This is a genomic window from Sphaerisporangium corydalis, assembly GCF_025506355.1.
Lineage (GTDB): Bacteria > Actinomycetota > Actinomycetes > Streptosporangiales > Streptosporangiaceae > Sphaerisporangium > Sphaerisporangium corydalis.
Window position 1 is genome coordinate 1 of sequence record NZ_JANZYP010000044.1, and the last position, 14,395, is coordinate 14,395.

Below are 14,395 nucleotides of genomic sequence, written 5' to 3' on the forward strand. Positions count from 1 at the left end.
CGGCCTGGCCTCCGTAGTCGCTCTCTTTCTCACCTTCGATGCCGGCCTGCCCTCGGGTGCGATCGAACGCGGCTCCGTCTACACCATCGTCATCTGGCAACTCGCCGTCGCCGCCGCGCTCCTGCGCGGCCGGGGCAACTCTCGCGCACCCCGCGACGCCGCGACCGGTGCATCCACAAGCAACTGAGCCGCCGACTCCACCACCTGATCGACGACCAGAATAGCGGGCGACCTGCTCGTGGGAGAGAAATTCGAATGGCATGGGCTAGGAACGTAAGCCCAGCAAGTAGGGCAAACCGGTGCCGTCATCGAACCGGTACGAAGATCATGTTCCTCGCGCCAATTCCTGCACTCAGACTCCCGAAGGCCGGTGGCGCGGTGTGAGATGACGACCGGTCGCGGCCGCGTGCCGTCCTGCCCGGGCCCGGTTCGAGACCGCGCATCGGCATGCGTGCTCAGGTGAGGGCCGCGTGGAGTTTCTCGGCGAACTCCCGGGGGCGCCAGATGTAGCCGGTGTGGTCGCCCGGGAAAGTTGTCGCCTGGGTGCCGAGCCGATCGGCCAGGGTCGAGACGATGCGGGTTGCGATCTTCGCCCGATACCGGCCGACTCCCAGCACCAGTTCGGGCAGTTTCGCGCGGAGGGCGGCGAGGTCGGGACGGTAGCGGGTGAACGGGAGCATCTCGTGGGCCAGCAGGAATTCCTGGTTGCCCTGGATTCGGGGGGCGAAGTCCGGATCAGCGGGATAGTCGGCGTCCGCCGCAGGATCTTCCTCGCCTGGGTCAATTGTCATGAACTGCTGAAATGCCTGCTGTACGCCCCTCGCGCGATACGTCTGGTAGACGGCCTCGTACTTCTCCTGCTGCGCCGCGGCGTCCTGAAGCACGGCCGGCACCGGCGGCTCGTGTGCGACCACCGTGCCGAGGCGGTCCGGGTAGCGGGTGGCGAGTTCGAGCGCGACGATGGCGCCTCCGCTGCTGCCGAACACGTGCGGCGGCGTGTCGATCAGTGTCTTGAGCAGCAGGGCGGCGTCGTCGGCCTGCTGGTCGAGTCGTAGGTCGGCGGACGGCCCGTCGAGGTGGCTCCTGGAGTTCCCGCGGCGGTCGTAGGTGATGACCGTGTAGTGCTCGGCCAGTTCGGGCGCTATGGCGGTGAAGGAACCGGCGTCGGTCCCGCCGCCATGGATCATGAGCAGGGGTGACCCGGAGCCGCGCGTCTCGTAGTACAGCCGTGCTCCCGGTACCTTCAGGTATCCCGTACGGGCCCTGGGCCGGGCTGTCGTCGTGCTTTTCGCGCATGCGCCGAGCAGTATCGCTCCGGCGGCGGCGGATCCCAGCAGCAGTGTTCGTCTGTCGAGCATGAGTCGATTCCAGCCTGGCGCAGACCGCCCGCGACAGCGCGTGAGGTAGGGATTCGCGATGCTGAAACGCCGTGAAGGAGGTGGTGTATGCGACTTTAGTAGGGTTCTCGGTCGGCTTCGGCCGTCAGCTGAATGGCGTTGGCTAGGGTTTCGCCATGGGGCGCGAGCGGGTGGCGGACATCGTCGTGGTGGTCCTGGCCGGCGTCCTTTCCCTGTCGGGAACGGTGACCCAGGTCCCGATTCTCCGCGAGCCGTATGACCTCTTCGTCTTCTGCCTGCTGGTGGCGAGCGCACTGTCGCTTTGGTTCCGCCGCCGGGCACCGGTAGCGGTCGCCTGGCTCATGGCGACGCTCGCGATCATCTTGGTAGCGGCGGTGCGAGTGTGGCCGGGGCTCACGCCGGGGACCCGCCTGGAGCCGGAGATCACGCTGCTCCCGGCGGCCGTCCCCTTCGCCGCGTACGCCGTGGCGGTCTTCGCCCGCAACCGTCGCCTGGCGTGGCCACCGCTGGTCGTGGTGGCCGCCATCGCGTTTTTGGGCGCGCCGCCCTCGTCCCGTGCGATCGCCGTCGCCGGCATGGCCCTCATCCTGGTCGGCGCGCCCGCCGTACTGGGCAGGTACGTCGTGGCACGAGCCGAACGCGTCAGGCGCGGTCACCACCTGCGTGCCGAGCAGGCCCGCAGGCAGGAGCGGCTGCGAGTGGCGGCCGAGATACACGACGTGGTGAGTCATCGGGTGAGTGTCATGGTGCTGCAGGCCGGAGCGTTGCAGCTGACGGCGGCCGACGAGGCGTCCAGACAGGCGGCGGGACAACTTCGGACGACCGGTTGCCAGGCCCTCGACGAACTGCGTGACCTGGTCGGCCTGCTCAACGCCGCCGGTCCTGCGGGCTCGGCGAACACGGGCCTGCTCGAGCCGATGCCCGACCTGTCCGGGCTGGTCGAGTCGGCGCGGTCGATCGGGACGATCGTCGAAGTGGACGGCGCGGAAGGCCCGTGCCTGCTGCCGCCCGTGGTCGGCCGTACCGCGTATCGAGTCGTTCAGGAGGCCCTGACGAACGTGCACAAGCACGCACCAGGGGCCCGGGTCCGGCTCCAGGTGCGACATCTCCCTGCCGGCATCCAGGTGTGTGTCCGCAACACCGCACCGACCAGAGCGGGCGATGCGGTGCTGGCATCGGCGGGTGCCGGTGCCGGTCTGCTCGGCCTGCGACGGCGTATCGAACTGATCAACGGTACGCTGCACGCCGAAGCGTGCGCCGACGGCGGCTATCGGGTTCAGGCGGACCTGCCCTCGGTCCTCCCGGCGGCGGGGGAGAGCCCGTGATTCGCGTCCTTCTGGTCGACGACGACCCGCTGGTCTGCGCACACCTGCGAACGATCCTTGGCACCTGCGAGGACGTGGAGATCGTCGACGAGGCGTACGACGGCGCCGAGGCGCTCGACGCCGTGACCAGGTACCGTCCTGATGTCGTCCTCATGGACCTCCGGATGCCGGGCGTCGACGGCATCACCGCCATCCGTCACATCGCCGCACTGCGCGAGCCGCCGATCGTGGTCGCGCTCACCACCTTCGACACCGACCACCACGTCCTCCGAGCCCTGCAGGCGGGGGCGGCCGGCTTCCTGCTCAAGTCCACCCCGCCTCAAGACCTGATCGGGCTGGTCCGGGTGGCGGCCGACGGCCACACCGTGCTGTCCGACGCCACGACGCGGCGGCTGCTGAACGCCGCCGCCGGCCGCCAGGCGAGCCGGGACGGCAGGCTCACGCTGATCGAGGCCCTCACCAGAAGAGAGCGCGAGGTCCTCGACTGCCTCGGCGAGGGCCTGTCCAATGCCGAGATCGCCCGCCGGCTGCACCTGTCCGAAGCCACCGTCAAAGGGCACGTGTCGCGCATCCTGGTCAAGCTGGACTGCCCCAACAGGACCCGGGCCGGGCTGCTCGCACAGCAAGCCACGCTCGGCTGACACCCGGTGTCGGTACGGCCGAAGCGGAACTGTCACCAGCGGCAGGGGCTTGATCCTCCTGTGCGGCGATCGGCATCCCGGTCGTCCGGCGATGTCGTAGGACTCGACGACGCGGTCGTCCCGCAGCGGGATCATCTGGTCGATGATGCCTGCCCGTTGAGTGATCCGTCCCTGCCGGCAGCGTACATGGCCCAGTCGGCTGGGTTGTCCCCGTCTTGGAGGAAGGCAGGAACGATCTCCATGGAAGCCGGGTTGGAGCAGGTCCAGGTGCGATTAGCGGGTGCGGCTGGGTTGAATTTGGTGAGGTCAAGCGGGGTCTGATTCTGGTCGGAGCGTGGTTGATGCCCCAAAACTGCTCGACGGCATCGCCGCCAGGCGCCCCACCAGCCGGTGATGCACCCGATCCGCGCGACCAACATGTCCCTGCGGACGCAACCCGGCCCTGAACCTCTTCTGCGTCGCGGGAGTCTGAGGACCGGCAGACGCGGTCGGCAGCGTCCCGTGAACTCGTTTCCTGACTTGCGTGGGCACAAGCCGTCGAAGTCCCACCCCCACCGCGAATACAAGGAACTCCTGACCCGATGCCCCAGCGGACCCGGCGCGGGGCGCCCCGCCTACGCCGACCTCTGTCCGAGGAGGATACGAGGGGATGAACGCTCCGGCCTCCGGTGTTCTCCTCAGACTCCGGGACGGTGAGGATCAGGCCGTACGAGGGTGTTCGTGGATCAGGTGGGTGCGATGGGGAGTTCGAGTAGTTCGGTGGGGGAGTCGTAGCCATGGCGCCGGTACAGCGGGGCGCTGCGGTGTGAGGGCCAGACGATGAGGGTGTCCAGGTCATGGTCATGGGCGTAGCGGTTGAGCGCGGTCATCAGGGCGCCGCCGATGCCCTGGTCGCGCCGCTCCGGGGTGACGTAGAAGTTGGTGACATATCCGAGCATGTCCGGGCCGGGGTAGGGACTGGGCACCTTCTCCACCAGGCACAGGAACACGTGCCCGCATGGTCTGCCGTCCCCTTCGGCGAGCCAGGCCCGCCACGGGCCGGCGATCCGGGCGCGCAGCCACTCCTGGCACCCCGCGACGAACTCCGCCTCATCCTGCGGGATCCCCGCATCCTCGTCCTCTGTCTTGAAGCGCCAGCGCAGTTCCGCCAACGCGCGCACGTCACTGATCTCCGCCCTGCGGATCACGGTGTCACCCATGCTCACACTCTCGCACCCGGCATTCCGTGGTGCGTCAGACGTTCACGCGGCGCGGCCACCGGGTCGCCCGGTGACCGGTGCGGCGCTCAGGCGGACCGGCGCTCCTCCCGCTGCCGGATCAGTTCCTCGACCGCGCTTGGCAGAGTCGTCTCGAAGTCGATCAGCTTCGCCCAGGTCGGGGTCACGACGATCCGGACCATGCCGTCGCGGTAGAGGGAACGCACCTCCGCCTCCCATTCGACGCGTTGCTCGGGCGTCATCTCGTAGGTGCTGGTCGTCTGGAGATATTCGGTCGGGATGTCGTCGACGTAGTCCAGATCAGCCCGGCCGCGGACGAGCAGGATCTTCGGCGGGTGCGACTCGGTGTCGATCGTCAGGGCGACCATCGGGTTCACGCTCAAGGCCGTGAGCTTCGGGGCGTTCTTCGGAGTGCACATGACGATCTCCGAGCCGTTCCAGGCGAAGATGATCGGGATGTTGCGGGGTGTGCCGTCCTTGGCGACGTAGGCCAGGCGGGTCACGTCGCGAGCCAGCAGTTCCTGACTGGTCGGCCGGTTCAGAACCTCGGTGATCTCGTTCGGTCGCACGGTCATCCCTTTCGTTGTCGTTTCTCTTGGTCCGTCCAACGGGTCGGCCGTGGTCGGCCGCGACGGGCTGTCAGCTGAGCTGCTCGCTCAGCGCGATGATGATCCCCTCGGGGCCGCGGACGTAGCAGAGCCGGTAGTCGTCCCCATACCGGGCCAGCTCACCGACGAGTTCGGCGCCGTGAGTGCGCAGGCGGGCAACGACGTCCTCGATGTCGTCGACGGCGAACATGACCCGATGCATGCCCAGCGTGTTGTGCGGCGGGTCGTGCGGTCCGGCGCCGATCGCCGCGGGGTTGTGGTACTTCGCCAGTTCCAGCCGGCCGTGACCGTCCGGGGTCGCCATCATCGCGACGTCGCAGCGGACGCCGTCGAGCCCGACGGTGCGGTCCGCCCACAGGCCCTCGATCTGCGCCTTGCCCTCCAGTTCCATGCCGAGTTCTACGAAGAACGCGACGGCGGCCTCAAGGTCGTCGACGACAATGCCGACGTTGTCCAACCGCTGGAGCGTCATGGTGGTTCTCCTTCTTCGTCGCGCGGCCCGTTGTGGGCCGCTGGTGTGCACCTGGCACGGAGTCATCGCCACGTTCTCGACCCCGGACCCGTTACGCGTGAGCAGCTGAGGTAAGCCCACGCGGCTCACCCGGCGCGGGGCCGTCCCCCGGGCCGGTCCGGCAGGGCGGCTGAACCCGGTCCGACAGCCGCAGACCCGGGCTGAGAGCAGCGGTGACGGCGAGCGAGGCCATGGCCATCACGGCCATCGCCGCGCTCGCGGGTACGTACTGCGCGAGCAGGCCGGCCAGCGTGGCCCCGATCGCCTGCATCGCCTTCATGCCGTTGACGTGCAGGCCCAGTGCCTGGCCGCGGACGTTCTCGCCGGTCAGCGCGATCAGGCGCTCCTGCAACAGCAACGTGGCGGCGAAGCCGACCGAGGCCACCGCGGCGGCGCCGGCCGCGACCGGGGTGCTGAGCGGCAGCGCGAACAGCAGGTACGGAGCCGCGAGCAAGAACCGCAACGGGGTGACGAACCGTCCCCGCGCCCCCGGCGGCACGAACCGCCCGGCCGCCAGATCGCCGAACAGCATCCCCAGCGCCGCCGCGACGAACAAAACGGCGGCCGCCCCAGGCGCGTACGGGACGAACAGCGCCTCGCAGCCCACCATCAGCCCGTTCGGCACCCACATCGACAGATAGACGGCCCGGCGGGCACGCGTGGACAGCAGGTGACGATTGACCCGCCAGGTGGCCGCGACGGACGGACGCCCGGCCGACCGCGCCGGCCGGGCCGCGAGCCCGCACCGCAGCACCAGCGCGGCGACGAGCGCCAGCGCCGCGCCGATGGCCAGCGTCATGCGCGGCGACACCACTGTCAGCAGGACGCCACCGGCCGCGAACCCGGCGATCTGCGTCGCGCCGACGGAGATGTTGAGCACCGAGCGGCCGAGCACGTACCCGTCCGGCGGCACGATGTCGCTGAGCAGCCCGTACCGGACGCCACTGCCGACCGAGTTCACCAGGCCCAGCGCGAGGATGACCGCGAACATCGCCCACAGCGGCATGCCCGGCACGGCCAGCGCCGCGCCGGCCGCACCGCCGGCGAGCGCGGTCAGCGTCAGCGCCGTGCGCGGCCGCACCCGGTCGGCCACCGACAGCAGCAGGGTGGCGCCGGCCAGCTCGGCGAACGACGGGCCGAACATGCCCAGTGCCGCCAGCAGCGCGGAGTCGGTAAGGTCGTACACCAGCGTGGCGAGCGCCAGCCCGTTCAGGGTGGTCGAGGCGACCTGCGCGCACGAGGCCGTGAACAGCGGCGCGAACTCGGGCGTGCGGAACAGTTCCCGGTACGTGTGCATGTCGACGAACCTCCAGGTGATCTCGGATACGAGTCTGCCCAGAGGTGTCACATGCGTCGAATGCCACTATTGGCGAAAATCCATAGATACCCTTAATGAATGCTCGATATCGTCCGCCTGCGCGTCCTGGCCTCGGTCGCCGCCCACGGCTCGGTCACCGAAGCGGCCAAGGCCCTGCACTACTCGCAGCCCTCGATCAGCCACCACCTGGCCCGGCTGGAGGCGGCGACCGGTGCCAGGCTCATCCAGCGCGTGGGGCGCGGCATCCGGCTCACCCCCGAAGGTGAGCTGCTCGCCCGCCGCGCCACGGAGATCGTCGGCCGGGTCGACGCCGCCGGCGCCGAACTGGCCGCCCAGCTCGGGTTGCGCACCGGCCGGGTCCGGCTCGCCGCATTCAGCTCCGCCCTGAGCGTCCTGGTCCCTCCGGCGGCCGTGGCCCTGCGCGAGGCGTACCCGAACATCGAACTGCACCTCGGCGACGCCCATCCCACCGCCGCCCGCCGGATGCTGCGCGAGGGATCGGCGGACCTGGCCATCGTGTTCTCCTACGAGGACACGATGCCGGACGACGACATCCGCTACACCTACCTGCTCGACGACCCGGTGTACCTGCTCAGCCGCGAGTCCGGGCAGACCATCGCCGGCCACCGGGACTCGGCGTGGATCGCCGGGTGCCCGAACTGCCGCGGCGACCTCGTCCGGATCTGCGAGGCCGCTGGGTTCAGCCCGGACATCGCGTACAGCAGCGACGACATCCTCGTCCAGCAGGCCTTCGTCGCCGCCGGGCTGGGCGTCACCACCATGCCGGGACTAGCCCTGCGCACCCACCACGCGGACGGGGTCGAGGCCACCGAACTGACCACCGTGCGACGCCGGATCCACCTGGCGGCCTTCGGCGAGCCACCCGACCCCCCGGCCACCGCCGCCTTCATCACCGCCCTGCGCACCACCCTCGACGAGCGCCGTCCCGGCTGACTCCGACGACGAACCGTCTATCACGGGCCTGGGGAGACCAGGCCTGTCTCGTACGCCACCACGACCGCCTGGGCGCGGTCCCGCAGGTTCAGTTTCATGAAGATGCGGGCGGCGTGGGTCTTCACGGTGGCTTCGCTGAGGGTGAGTTCCCGGGCGAGTTCGGTGTTGGACAGGCCGCGGCCCATCAGGGTGAGGACCTCCAGCTCGCGGGGCGTCAGCGCGGAGAGTGCCGGGTGTGCCGACGGCGACGGCGGGGGGTCGGGGGCGAAGCGTTCGACCAGCCGCCGGGTGATGGACGGGGCCAGGAGGGCGTCGCCGGTGTTGACCAGGCGCACGGCGGCGGCGAGGTGTTCGGGGGTGACGTCCTTGAGGAGGAAGCCGCTTGCGCCGAGGCGTAGCGCCGTGTAGACGTACCGGTCGAGGTCGAAGGTGGTCAGCATGATGACGCGGCATTCGGGGACATGCTCGAGGGTCAGCCGCGCCGCCTCCAGGCCGTCCATGGTGGGCATGCGGATGTCCATGAGGACCACGTCCGGTCGCAGGCGGCGGGCCGCCGCCACCGCCTCGGCGCCGTCGGCGGCCTCGCCGACGACCTCGATGCCGCGCACGGTCAGGATCAGGCGGAAGCCCGCGCGGACCAGGGCCTGGTCGTCGGCGATGAGGACGCGCGGGCCTGCGGCGGTGAGGACGCGCGGTTCAGCGGCGGTCATGGTGCCGGGCGGGGGGTACGGGCGGCGGTCATGGCGCCTGCAAGGGGATGCGGGCGCGTACGCGGTAGCCGCCGCCGAGGCGCCGGCGGGCGTCCAGGTGGCCGCCGTAGACGGCGACGCGTTCGCGGAGCCCGAGCAGGCCCCGGCCCGTGCCGTCGCCCTGGTCGGCAGGGGCCGGCGGGGGGTCGCCGGACAGGACGCTCGGCCCGCCGTTGAGCACCTCCACCCGCAGCGAGCGCTCCGCGTACCGGATGGAGATCTCGGCCGGTTCGCGGTTGCCGTGCTTGAGCGCGTTGGTGAGGGCCTCCTGCACGATGCGGTACGCGGTGGCGTCGATGCCGGGCGGCAGCGGGCGCTGCTCACCCGAGATGCGCACCTCGACGGGCAGGCCGGCGAAGGAGATCCGGTCGATCAGCGTGCTGAGCCTGCTCAGGCCGGGCTGCGGGTCGAGCTCGTCGCCGGAGGCTGACGGGGCGAGCAGGCCGAGAAGGTGCCGCAGCTCGGTCATCGTGTCCCGGCCCGCGTTCTCGATGGCCAGCAGCGCCTTGGCGGACTCATCGGGCAGCGTGGCGAGCACGTCGCGGGCGGCGCCGGCCTGCACCACCATGAGGCTGACGTTGTGGCTGACGATGTCGTGCAGCTCGTGCGCGATGCGCGCCCGTTCGGCGTGCACGGCGGTGCGGGCGGCGCTCTGCCGCTCCCGTTCGAGCAGCCAGCTGCGCTCCTCGATGGCCGCGCGGTGCAGCCGCCGCGACCGGGCCAGCGCCGCGCCGAGCCAGCCGGCGGTGGCGCAGGCCACGGTCAGGCTCAGCACCAGCCACGCCGTACCGGACATCAACACGACGTCAGCTTCGCAGAATTCCGTACGGCGAGCGTCATCCTGCGGGTCCAGCGGCTTACATCTGTGGGCCGATGTACGGCGGCCGCAGGCCCTGCACACTTTGCGGCATGACCGAGGACAAGAACGTCGTACGCCTACAGGACGTGCGCAAGGAATATGGCGACACGACCGCGCTGGACGGCGTGAACCTGGAGATCCGCGCCGGGGAGGCGGTCGCCGTGATGGGCCCGTCCGGGTGCGGGAAGTCGACCCTGCTCAACATGGTCGCGGGGCTGGACCGCCCCACCTCCGGAACCGTCGTCGTGCAGGGTGAGGACCTGGGGGAGCTGAACGAGACGCGGCGCGCGCTGTTCCGCCGCCACCGCATCGGCATGGTGTTCCAGTTCTTCAACCTGCTCGACGACCTGCCCGCGCTCGACAACGTCGCGCTCGCCGCGCAGCTCGTCGGCACCCCCGCCAGGCAGGCGCGCGCCCGGGCACTCGAACTGCTCGGCGAACTCGGGGTGGCCGACCGCCGCAACCTGTACCCGGCCACGCTCAGCGGCGGTGAACGGCAGCGGGTCGCGGTGGCCCGCGCGCTGATGAACCGGCCGGCCCTGCTGCTCGCCGACGAGCCGACCGGTGCCCTCGACAGCCGCTCCGGCGAGCAGGTCATGGACCTGCTGCTCGACCTCAACCAGATCGGTCAGACCCTGCTGATCGTGACGCATGACCAGCGCCTCGCCGACCGCTGCGCGAGCCGCGTCGTCGAGCTCGCGGACGGCCGGGTCATCCGCGAACGCGCCCTGGAGCGTACGGCGTGAGCGCGGTGTGGCGTGCGGCGCGCGCGGCGGTACGGCGACGCCGGCTGCAGACCACCGTGATCGGGATCGTCGTCGGGCTCTCCTCCATGCTGATCGTGGTGGGGCTCGCGCTGGTGGGCGCCACCTTCGGCCCGTTCGACCAGGCGTACACCCAGCAGCAGGGCGCCCACCTCGTCGCCTCCTTCGACGGCGGCAAGGCCACCGGCGCCGCGCTCGCGGACTCGGCCCATCGGTCAGGGGTGTCGGCCGCCGCCGGCCCGTTCGGTCAGGCCACCGTCGAGATGACGATCGCGCCCGACCAGCCCCGGATGGTGATGACCGTCGTGGGCCGCGACAGGCCCGACACCGCGGTCGACAAGGTTCATGTCTGGCAGGGCCGCTGGGTCGCCGGCCCCGGCGAGATCGTCATCGACGCGGAGCCCACCGCCGACCCGCCTTCGAGGCTCGACACGGTGACGCTCGGCGACGGCCGTACGGTGAAGGTCGTCGGTTTCGCCTACACGGTGAGCCATTCGGCGCAGGCCTGGGTCTCCTCCGAGGAGATGCGGGCCCTGCGCCCGACCACCCAGCAGATGCTCTACCGGTTCACCGCCGCGGCCACCGCCGCGGAGATCAGCGCGGGCCAGGCGGCCGTGACGGCCGGGATGCCGGCGGGCGCGCTGCTCGGCACCCAGTCGTATCTCACGCTTCGGGCCAACGCCGAACTGAGCGCGGGGATCTTCGTCCCGTTCCTCATGATCTTCGGTTGTTTCGGTCTCGTCGTCGCCGTGCTCATCGTCGCGAACGTGATCAGCGGGGCGGTCGTCGCCGGGCTGCGGCACATCGGCGTGCTGAAAGCCCTCGGTTTCACCCCGAACCAGGTGATGGCCGTCTACCTGACCATGGTGCTGCTGCCCACGGTCGCCGCCGCCGTCCTCGGCACGATCCTCGGCAACGTCCTGGCCATGACCGTGCTGTCCAGCGCCTTCTTCGAAAGCTACGGCGCCGGCGCGTTCCACGTGGCGCCCTGGGTGACCATCACGGCGCTGCTCGGGGTGCCGGTCCTCGTCGGCCTGACCGCTCTGCTCTCCAGCGTCCGCGCGCGGCGCCTGTCGGCGGTCGAGGCGATCAGCGCGGGAAGCGCACCACGGCGCGGCCGGGGCCTTCTCGTCCAGCGCTGGCTCGGCGGGACCCGGCTGCCCCGGGCGGTCAGCCTCGGCGTCGGCCTTCCGCTGGCCCGGCCGGCACGCAGCGCGCTCACCTCGGCCGCCGTCCTGCTCGGGGTGGCCGGTGTGACCGTCGCGATCGGGCTGTCCGGCTCGGTGACCGCCTACGTGGACGCGGACACCCGCGCGGACGCCGTGCAGGTCGAGGTGCGCCCGGCGAGGGGCGGGCCGACGCTGGGCGACCAGGCCGATGAATCGATGCTCCGCGCCCTGCCCGGTGCCGAGCGCGTCGTGGCGCGCAAAGAGCTGACCATGCGGTGGATCGGCGGTCCCGGGCCGGCCGAGGTGCGGTTCTACCGGGGTTCCGACGCCGGCTACGAGATGCTGAAAGGGCGCTGGCCGACCGCCGCGGGCGAGGTGGCGGTATCCTCGCGCTTCCTCACGCAGAGCGGGCTCGCCCTCGGCGGCACCTTCACCCTCGAAGGGGACGGCGGGCGGCTGCCCGTGCGCGTCGTCGGCGAGGTCCTGATGGGCGCCGCAGAACCGGTGCTGGCCAACTGGGCCACGCTGACCCGGATGGCGCCCGGCAGCCGAGCCGACGCGTACGAGGTGAAGCTCGCGGCCGGAGCCGACGACTCCGCGTACGTGGCCGCCGTGACGGCCGGCGACCCCGGTCTCCGCGCCAGGCCGACGCGCGTACCAGGCTCGGTCATCGCCGCCATCTATTCCACCATCACGGTGCTCACCCTGCTGCTGGGCGCGGTCGCCGCCCTCGGTGTCTTCAACACGGTCGTCCTCAACGTCCGTGAACGCCGAAGGGATCTGGGAACGCTCAAGTCGATCGGCATGACCCCCCGCCAGGTGGTCCTCATGATGGTCACCTCGATGGCCGCGCTGGGCTTGGCGGGTGGCCTGGCCGGCATCCCGATCGGCGTCGTGTTCCAGCGGTACGCCATGAACGCCATCGCGCACGCCGCCCAGATCGTCATCCCGGACCACATGCTCGACCTCTACTCCGCGCCGATCGTGGTCCTGCTCGTCCTGGCGGGCGCCGTGATCGCGGCAGCGGGTGCCTTCCTTCCGTCGCGCTCGGCGGCCCGTCTCACCATCGCGGACGCCCTGCGCACCGAGTGATCGACAAGGTCAGTCGCGGGCCTGAGCGTTCGCCGCGGGACGCGGGTCACCGCCGTCCGCGCCCAGGCCCGCGAGCAGGCGCAGCCCGTCCTCGGCGGGGCTTCCGGGGGGCGCGGACAGAACCAGCAGCTCCATGCCTGATTCGCCCGGTAGTGCGAAATTCTCCTGGTGCAGTTCCAGCAGCCCGACCAGCGGGTGCCGGTACGCCTTGCGTCCATGTGTGCGGGCGCGCACGTCCGCGCGGGCCCAGAGGCGGCGGAAGCGCTCACTGCCCATCGCCAGCTCGCCGATGAGCGAGGTCAGGCGGGGGTCCTCGGGGTACTTGCCGGCGGCCAGGCGCAGGTGCCCGACCACGTCGAGGGTGCAGTTCTCCCAGTCCGCGTAAAGGCCGCGCTCGGCCTCCTCGAGGAAGATGTGCCGGGCGGTGTTCAGGCCCGGCATCGGCCGGCCGAAGAGGAGCCCGGCGAGGCGGTTCCCCGCGAGCACGTCCAGGCGGTGGTCCATGATCAACGCGGGCGCGTCGGCGACCAGGTCGAGGACGCGCAGCAGCTCCGGCCGGACCCGCCCGCCCGGCGCCTTCGCGCGGCGGCGGCGCTGCCGGGCGAGCCGGTAGAGGTGCCCGCGTTCGGTCTCGTCGAGGCCGAGGACGCGGGCGAGCGCGTCGATGACCTGCTCGGAGGGCTGGGTCGCGCGGCCCTGCTCCAAGCGCACGTAGTAGTCGACGCTGACCCCGGACAGGTGCGCCACCTCTTCGCGGCGAAGCCCTTCGACCCGGCGGCGGTTGTCGGTGGGGACGCCGACGGCCGCCGGGTCGACCCGGGAGCGCCGGGTCCGCAGGAAGCCCGCGAGATCGTCCATGTCCCCAGTATGGGCCTCGGTGGTGCCCGTGAAGATGGCCCTGTCGTTACCAGGAAGTCCCGTCCGACGGAAGAGGCGCCCCTGAACGCCGGCCGCCGCGGCCCTCCAGGATCGAAGCCATCCGATCCGAAGGAGTTCCCATGAAGACGCTGATCGTCTACGCCCACCCGGAGCCGACGTCGCTGAACGGCTCGCTGAAGGACCTCGCGGTGTCGACATTGGAGACCGCCGGGCACGAGGTACGGGTGAGCGATCTGTACGCGATGAACTGGAAGGCGGTCGTGGACGCCGCGGACTACGGCCCCGACGCCTCGAGTCCGCTGAAGGTCGCCCTGGACTCGGGCCGGGCTTTCGACGCCGGGACGCTCACCCCGGACGTCCGTGCCGAGCAGGGGAAGCTGCTGTGGGCCGACACGATCATCTTCCAGTTCCCGCTGTGGTGGTACGCGATGCCCGCGATCCTCAAGGGCTGGGTGGACCGGGTGTTCACCTACCACTTCGCGTACGGCGTCGGCGAGCACAGCGACACCAGGTACGGCGAGCGTTTCGGCGAAGGCACCCTCGCGGGCAGGAAGGCCCTGCTGTCGGTGACCGCCGGCGGCCCGGAGTCGCATTACGCCGCTCGCGGGATCAACGGCCCCATCGACGATCTGCTGTTCCCGATCCACCACGGCATCCTGTACTACCCGGGTATCGAGGTGCTGCCGCCGTTCGTGCTGTACGGCACCGACCGGATGACCGGCGAGGACTACCCGGACGTCGCCAAGGCCTGGGAGCAGCGCCTGCTCACCCTGGAGTCGACCGAGCCGATCGCGTTCAGGCGGCAGAACTTCGGCGACTACGAGATCCCCTCGCTGCACCTGAAGGAGGGACTGGAGCCCGCGGGCCGCACGGGTTTCCGGCTGCACGTGCGCGGCTGACCGCCGGAGCGCGATTCCTTTCGGGGGCGTCGACGGTCTGTATTACCGAGGC

The 14,395-nt window shown here is 70.8% G+C and carries 15 protein-coding genes; 7 read left to right on the forward strand and 8 right to left on the reverse strand.

Going from position 1 to position 14,395, the window contains the following annotated elements:
* Positions 1-187, forward strand: a 187-nt coding sequence (locus tag NYZ98_RS26405; protein ID WP_262846059.1) for a hypothetical protein, incomplete at its 5' end; no start/stop codon positions are given.
* A 268-nt stretch (positions 188-455) separates the two neighbouring features.
* Here the strand turns inward: NYZ98_RS26405 and NYZ98_RS26410 are convergent.
* A complete protein-coding gene (locus tag NYZ98_RS26410) occupies positions 456-1,358 on the reverse strand; it encodes an alpha/beta fold hydrolase (protein WP_262846061.1) in 903 nt (300 codons plus the stop codon).
* A gap of 155 nt (positions 1,359-1,513) precedes the next feature.
* Here NYZ98_RS26410 and NYZ98_RS26415 point away from each other — a divergent pair, with 155 nt between their 5' ends.
* Complete coding sequence (locus NYZ98_RS26415) at positions 1,514-2,683, forward strand: sensor histidine kinase (protein ID WP_262846063.1); 1,170 nt, start codon at positions 1,514-1,516, stop codon at positions 2,681-2,683.
* Positions 2,680-3,324, forward strand: a complete 645-nt coding sequence (locus NYZ98_RS26420) for a response regulator (protein WP_262846065.1) — start codon at positions 2,680-2,682, stop codon at positions 3,322-3,324. Before NYZ98_RS26415 ends, NYZ98_RS26420 begins: the two co-directional genes overlap by 4 nt.
* A gap of 725 nt (positions 3,325-4,049) precedes the next feature.
* Here NYZ98_RS26420 and NYZ98_RS26425 read toward each other — a convergent pair.
* The 4 genes from NYZ98_RS26425 to NYZ98_RS26440 form a co-directional block, all read right to left on the reverse strand.
* Positions 4,050-4,523 (reverse strand): GNAT family N-acetyltransferase, encoded by a 474-nt coding sequence (locus NYZ98_RS26425; RefSeq protein ID WP_262846067.1) that lies wholly within the window; start codon positions 4,521-4,523, stop codon positions 4,050-4,052.
* 86 nt (positions 4,524-4,609) lie between these two features.
* Positions 4,610-5,116, reverse strand: a complete 507-nt coding sequence (locus NYZ98_RS26430; RefSeq protein WP_262846068.1) for a pyridoxamine 5'-phosphate oxidase family protein — start codon at positions 5,114-5,116, stop codon at positions 4,610-4,612.
* A gap of 64 nt (positions 5,117-5,180) precedes the next feature.
* Positions 5,181-5,621 (reverse strand): VOC family protein, encoded by a 441-nt coding sequence (locus tag NYZ98_RS26435; protein ID WP_262846070.1) that lies wholly within the window; start codon positions 5,619-5,621, stop codon positions 5,181-5,183.
* A 91-nt stretch (positions 5,622-5,712) separates the two neighbouring features.
* The gene (locus NYZ98_RS26440; protein WP_262846072.1) at positions 5,713-6,957 is read right to left on the reverse strand and encodes an MFS transporter; all 1,245 of its coding nucleotides are present in this window, start codon (positions 6,955-6,957) and stop codon (positions 5,713-5,715) included.
* A gap of 99 nt (positions 6,958-7,056) precedes the next feature.
* Here NYZ98_RS26440 and NYZ98_RS26445 point away from each other — a divergent pair, with 99 nt between their 5' ends.
* Entirely contained in the window at positions 7,057-7,932 is an 876-nt protein-coding gene (locus NYZ98_RS26445; protein WP_262846074.1) for a LysR family transcriptional regulator, read from the forward strand.
* Positions 7,933-7,952: 20 nt separating this feature from the next.
* Here NYZ98_RS26445 and NYZ98_RS26450 read toward each other — a convergent pair whose 3' ends face one another.
* Both NYZ98_RS26450 and NYZ98_RS26455 read right to left on the reverse strand, forming a co-directional pair.
* Positions 7,953-8,642, reverse strand: a complete 690-nt coding sequence (locus NYZ98_RS26450; RefSeq protein ID WP_262846076.1) for a response regulator — start codon at positions 8,640-8,642, stop codon at positions 7,953-7,955.
* 28 nt (positions 8,643-8,670) lie between these two features.
* Positions 8,671-9,477 carry a sensor histidine kinase gene (locus NYZ98_RS26455; protein ID WP_262846236.1) on the reverse strand — a complete coding sequence of 269 codons (807 nt, stop codon included), beginning with the start codon at positions 9,475-9,477 and terminating at the stop codon, positions 8,671-8,673.
* Positions 9,478-9,590: 113 nt separating this feature from the next.
* On the opposite strand from NYZ98_RS26455, the gene NYZ98_RS26460 reads away from it, so the two are divergent.
* Entirely contained in the window at positions 9,591-10,286 is a 696-nt protein-coding gene (locus NYZ98_RS26460; protein ID WP_262846078.1) for an ABC transporter ATP-binding protein, read from the forward strand.
* Positions 10,283-12,565 carry an ABC transporter permease gene (locus tag NYZ98_RS26465; RefSeq protein ID WP_262846080.1) on the forward strand — a complete coding sequence of 761 codons (2,283 nt, stop codon included), beginning with the start codon at positions 10,283-10,285 and terminating at the stop codon, positions 12,563-12,565. The genes NYZ98_RS26460 and NYZ98_RS26465 overlap by 4 nt, the downstream gene beginning before the upstream one ends.
* Before the next feature lie 9 nt (positions 12,566-12,574).
* Here the strand turns inward: NYZ98_RS26465 and NYZ98_RS26470 are convergent, their stop codons facing one another.
* The gene (locus NYZ98_RS26470) at positions 12,575-13,423 is read right to left on the reverse strand and encodes a helix-turn-helix transcriptional regulator (protein ID WP_262846082.1); all 849 of its coding nucleotides are present in this window, start codon (positions 13,421-13,423) and stop codon (positions 12,575-12,577) included.
* 140 nt (positions 13,424-13,563) lie between these two features.
* On the opposite strand from NYZ98_RS26470, the gene NYZ98_RS26475 reads away from it, so the two are divergent.
* Positions 13,564-14,343, forward strand: coding sequence for an NAD(P)H-dependent oxidoreductase (locus tag NYZ98_RS26475; protein ID WP_262846084.1), 780 nt, complete (start codon positions 13,564-13,566; stop codon positions 14,341-14,343).
* The last annotated feature ends 52 nt before the right edge of the window (positions 14,344-14,395 follow it).

Excerpts from the sequence above, each read along its gene's own strand:
- NYZ98_RS26410 (WP_262846061.1), bottom strand. The coding sequence starts at position 1,358 with ATGCTCGACAGACGAACACTGCTGCTGGGATCCGCCGCCGCCGGAGCG.
- NYZ98_RS26415 (WP_262846063.1), top strand. The coding sequence starts at position 1,514 with ATGGGGCGCGAGCGGGTGGCGGACATCGTCGTGGTGGTCCTGGCCGGC.
- NYZ98_RS26425 (WP_262846067.1), bottom strand. The coding sequence starts at position 4,523 with ATGGGTGACACCGTGATCCGCAGGGCGGAGATCAGTGACGTGCGCGCG.
- NYZ98_RS26430 (WP_262846068.1), bottom strand. The coding sequence starts at position 5,116 with ATGACCGTGCGACCGAACGAGATCACCGAGGTTCTGAACCGGCCGACC.
- NYZ98_RS26435 (WP_262846070.1), bottom strand. The coding sequence starts at position 5,621 with ATGACGCTCCAGCGGTTGGACAACGTCGGCATTGTCGTCGACGACCTT.
- NYZ98_RS26440 (WP_262846072.1), bottom strand. The coding sequence starts at position 6,957 with ATGCACACGTACCGGGAACTGTTCCGCACGCCCGAGTTCGCGCCGCTG.
- NYZ98_RS26445 (WP_262846074.1), top strand. The coding sequence starts at position 7,057 with ATGCTCGATATCGTCCGCCTGCGCGTCCTGGCCTCGGTCGCCGCCCAC.
- NYZ98_RS26450 (WP_262846076.1), bottom strand. The coding sequence starts at position 8,642 with ATGACCGCCGCTGAACCGCGCGTCCTCACCGCCGCAGGCCCGCGCGTC.
- NYZ98_RS26455 (WP_262846236.1), bottom strand. The coding sequence starts at position 9,477 with ATGTCCGGTACGGCGTGGCTGGTGCTGAGCCTGACCGTGGCCTGCGCC.
- NYZ98_RS26460 (WP_262846078.1), top strand. The coding sequence starts at position 9,591 with ATGACCGAGGACAAGAACGTCGTACGCCTACAGGACGTGCGCAAGGAA.
- NYZ98_RS26470 (WP_262846082.1), bottom strand. The coding sequence starts at position 13,423 with ATGGACGATCTCGCGGGCTTCCTGCGGACCCGGCGCTCCCGGGTCGAC.
- NYZ98_RS26475 (WP_262846084.1), top strand. The coding sequence starts at position 13,564 with ATGAAGACGCTGATCGTCTACGCCCACCCGGAGCCGACGTCGCTGAAC.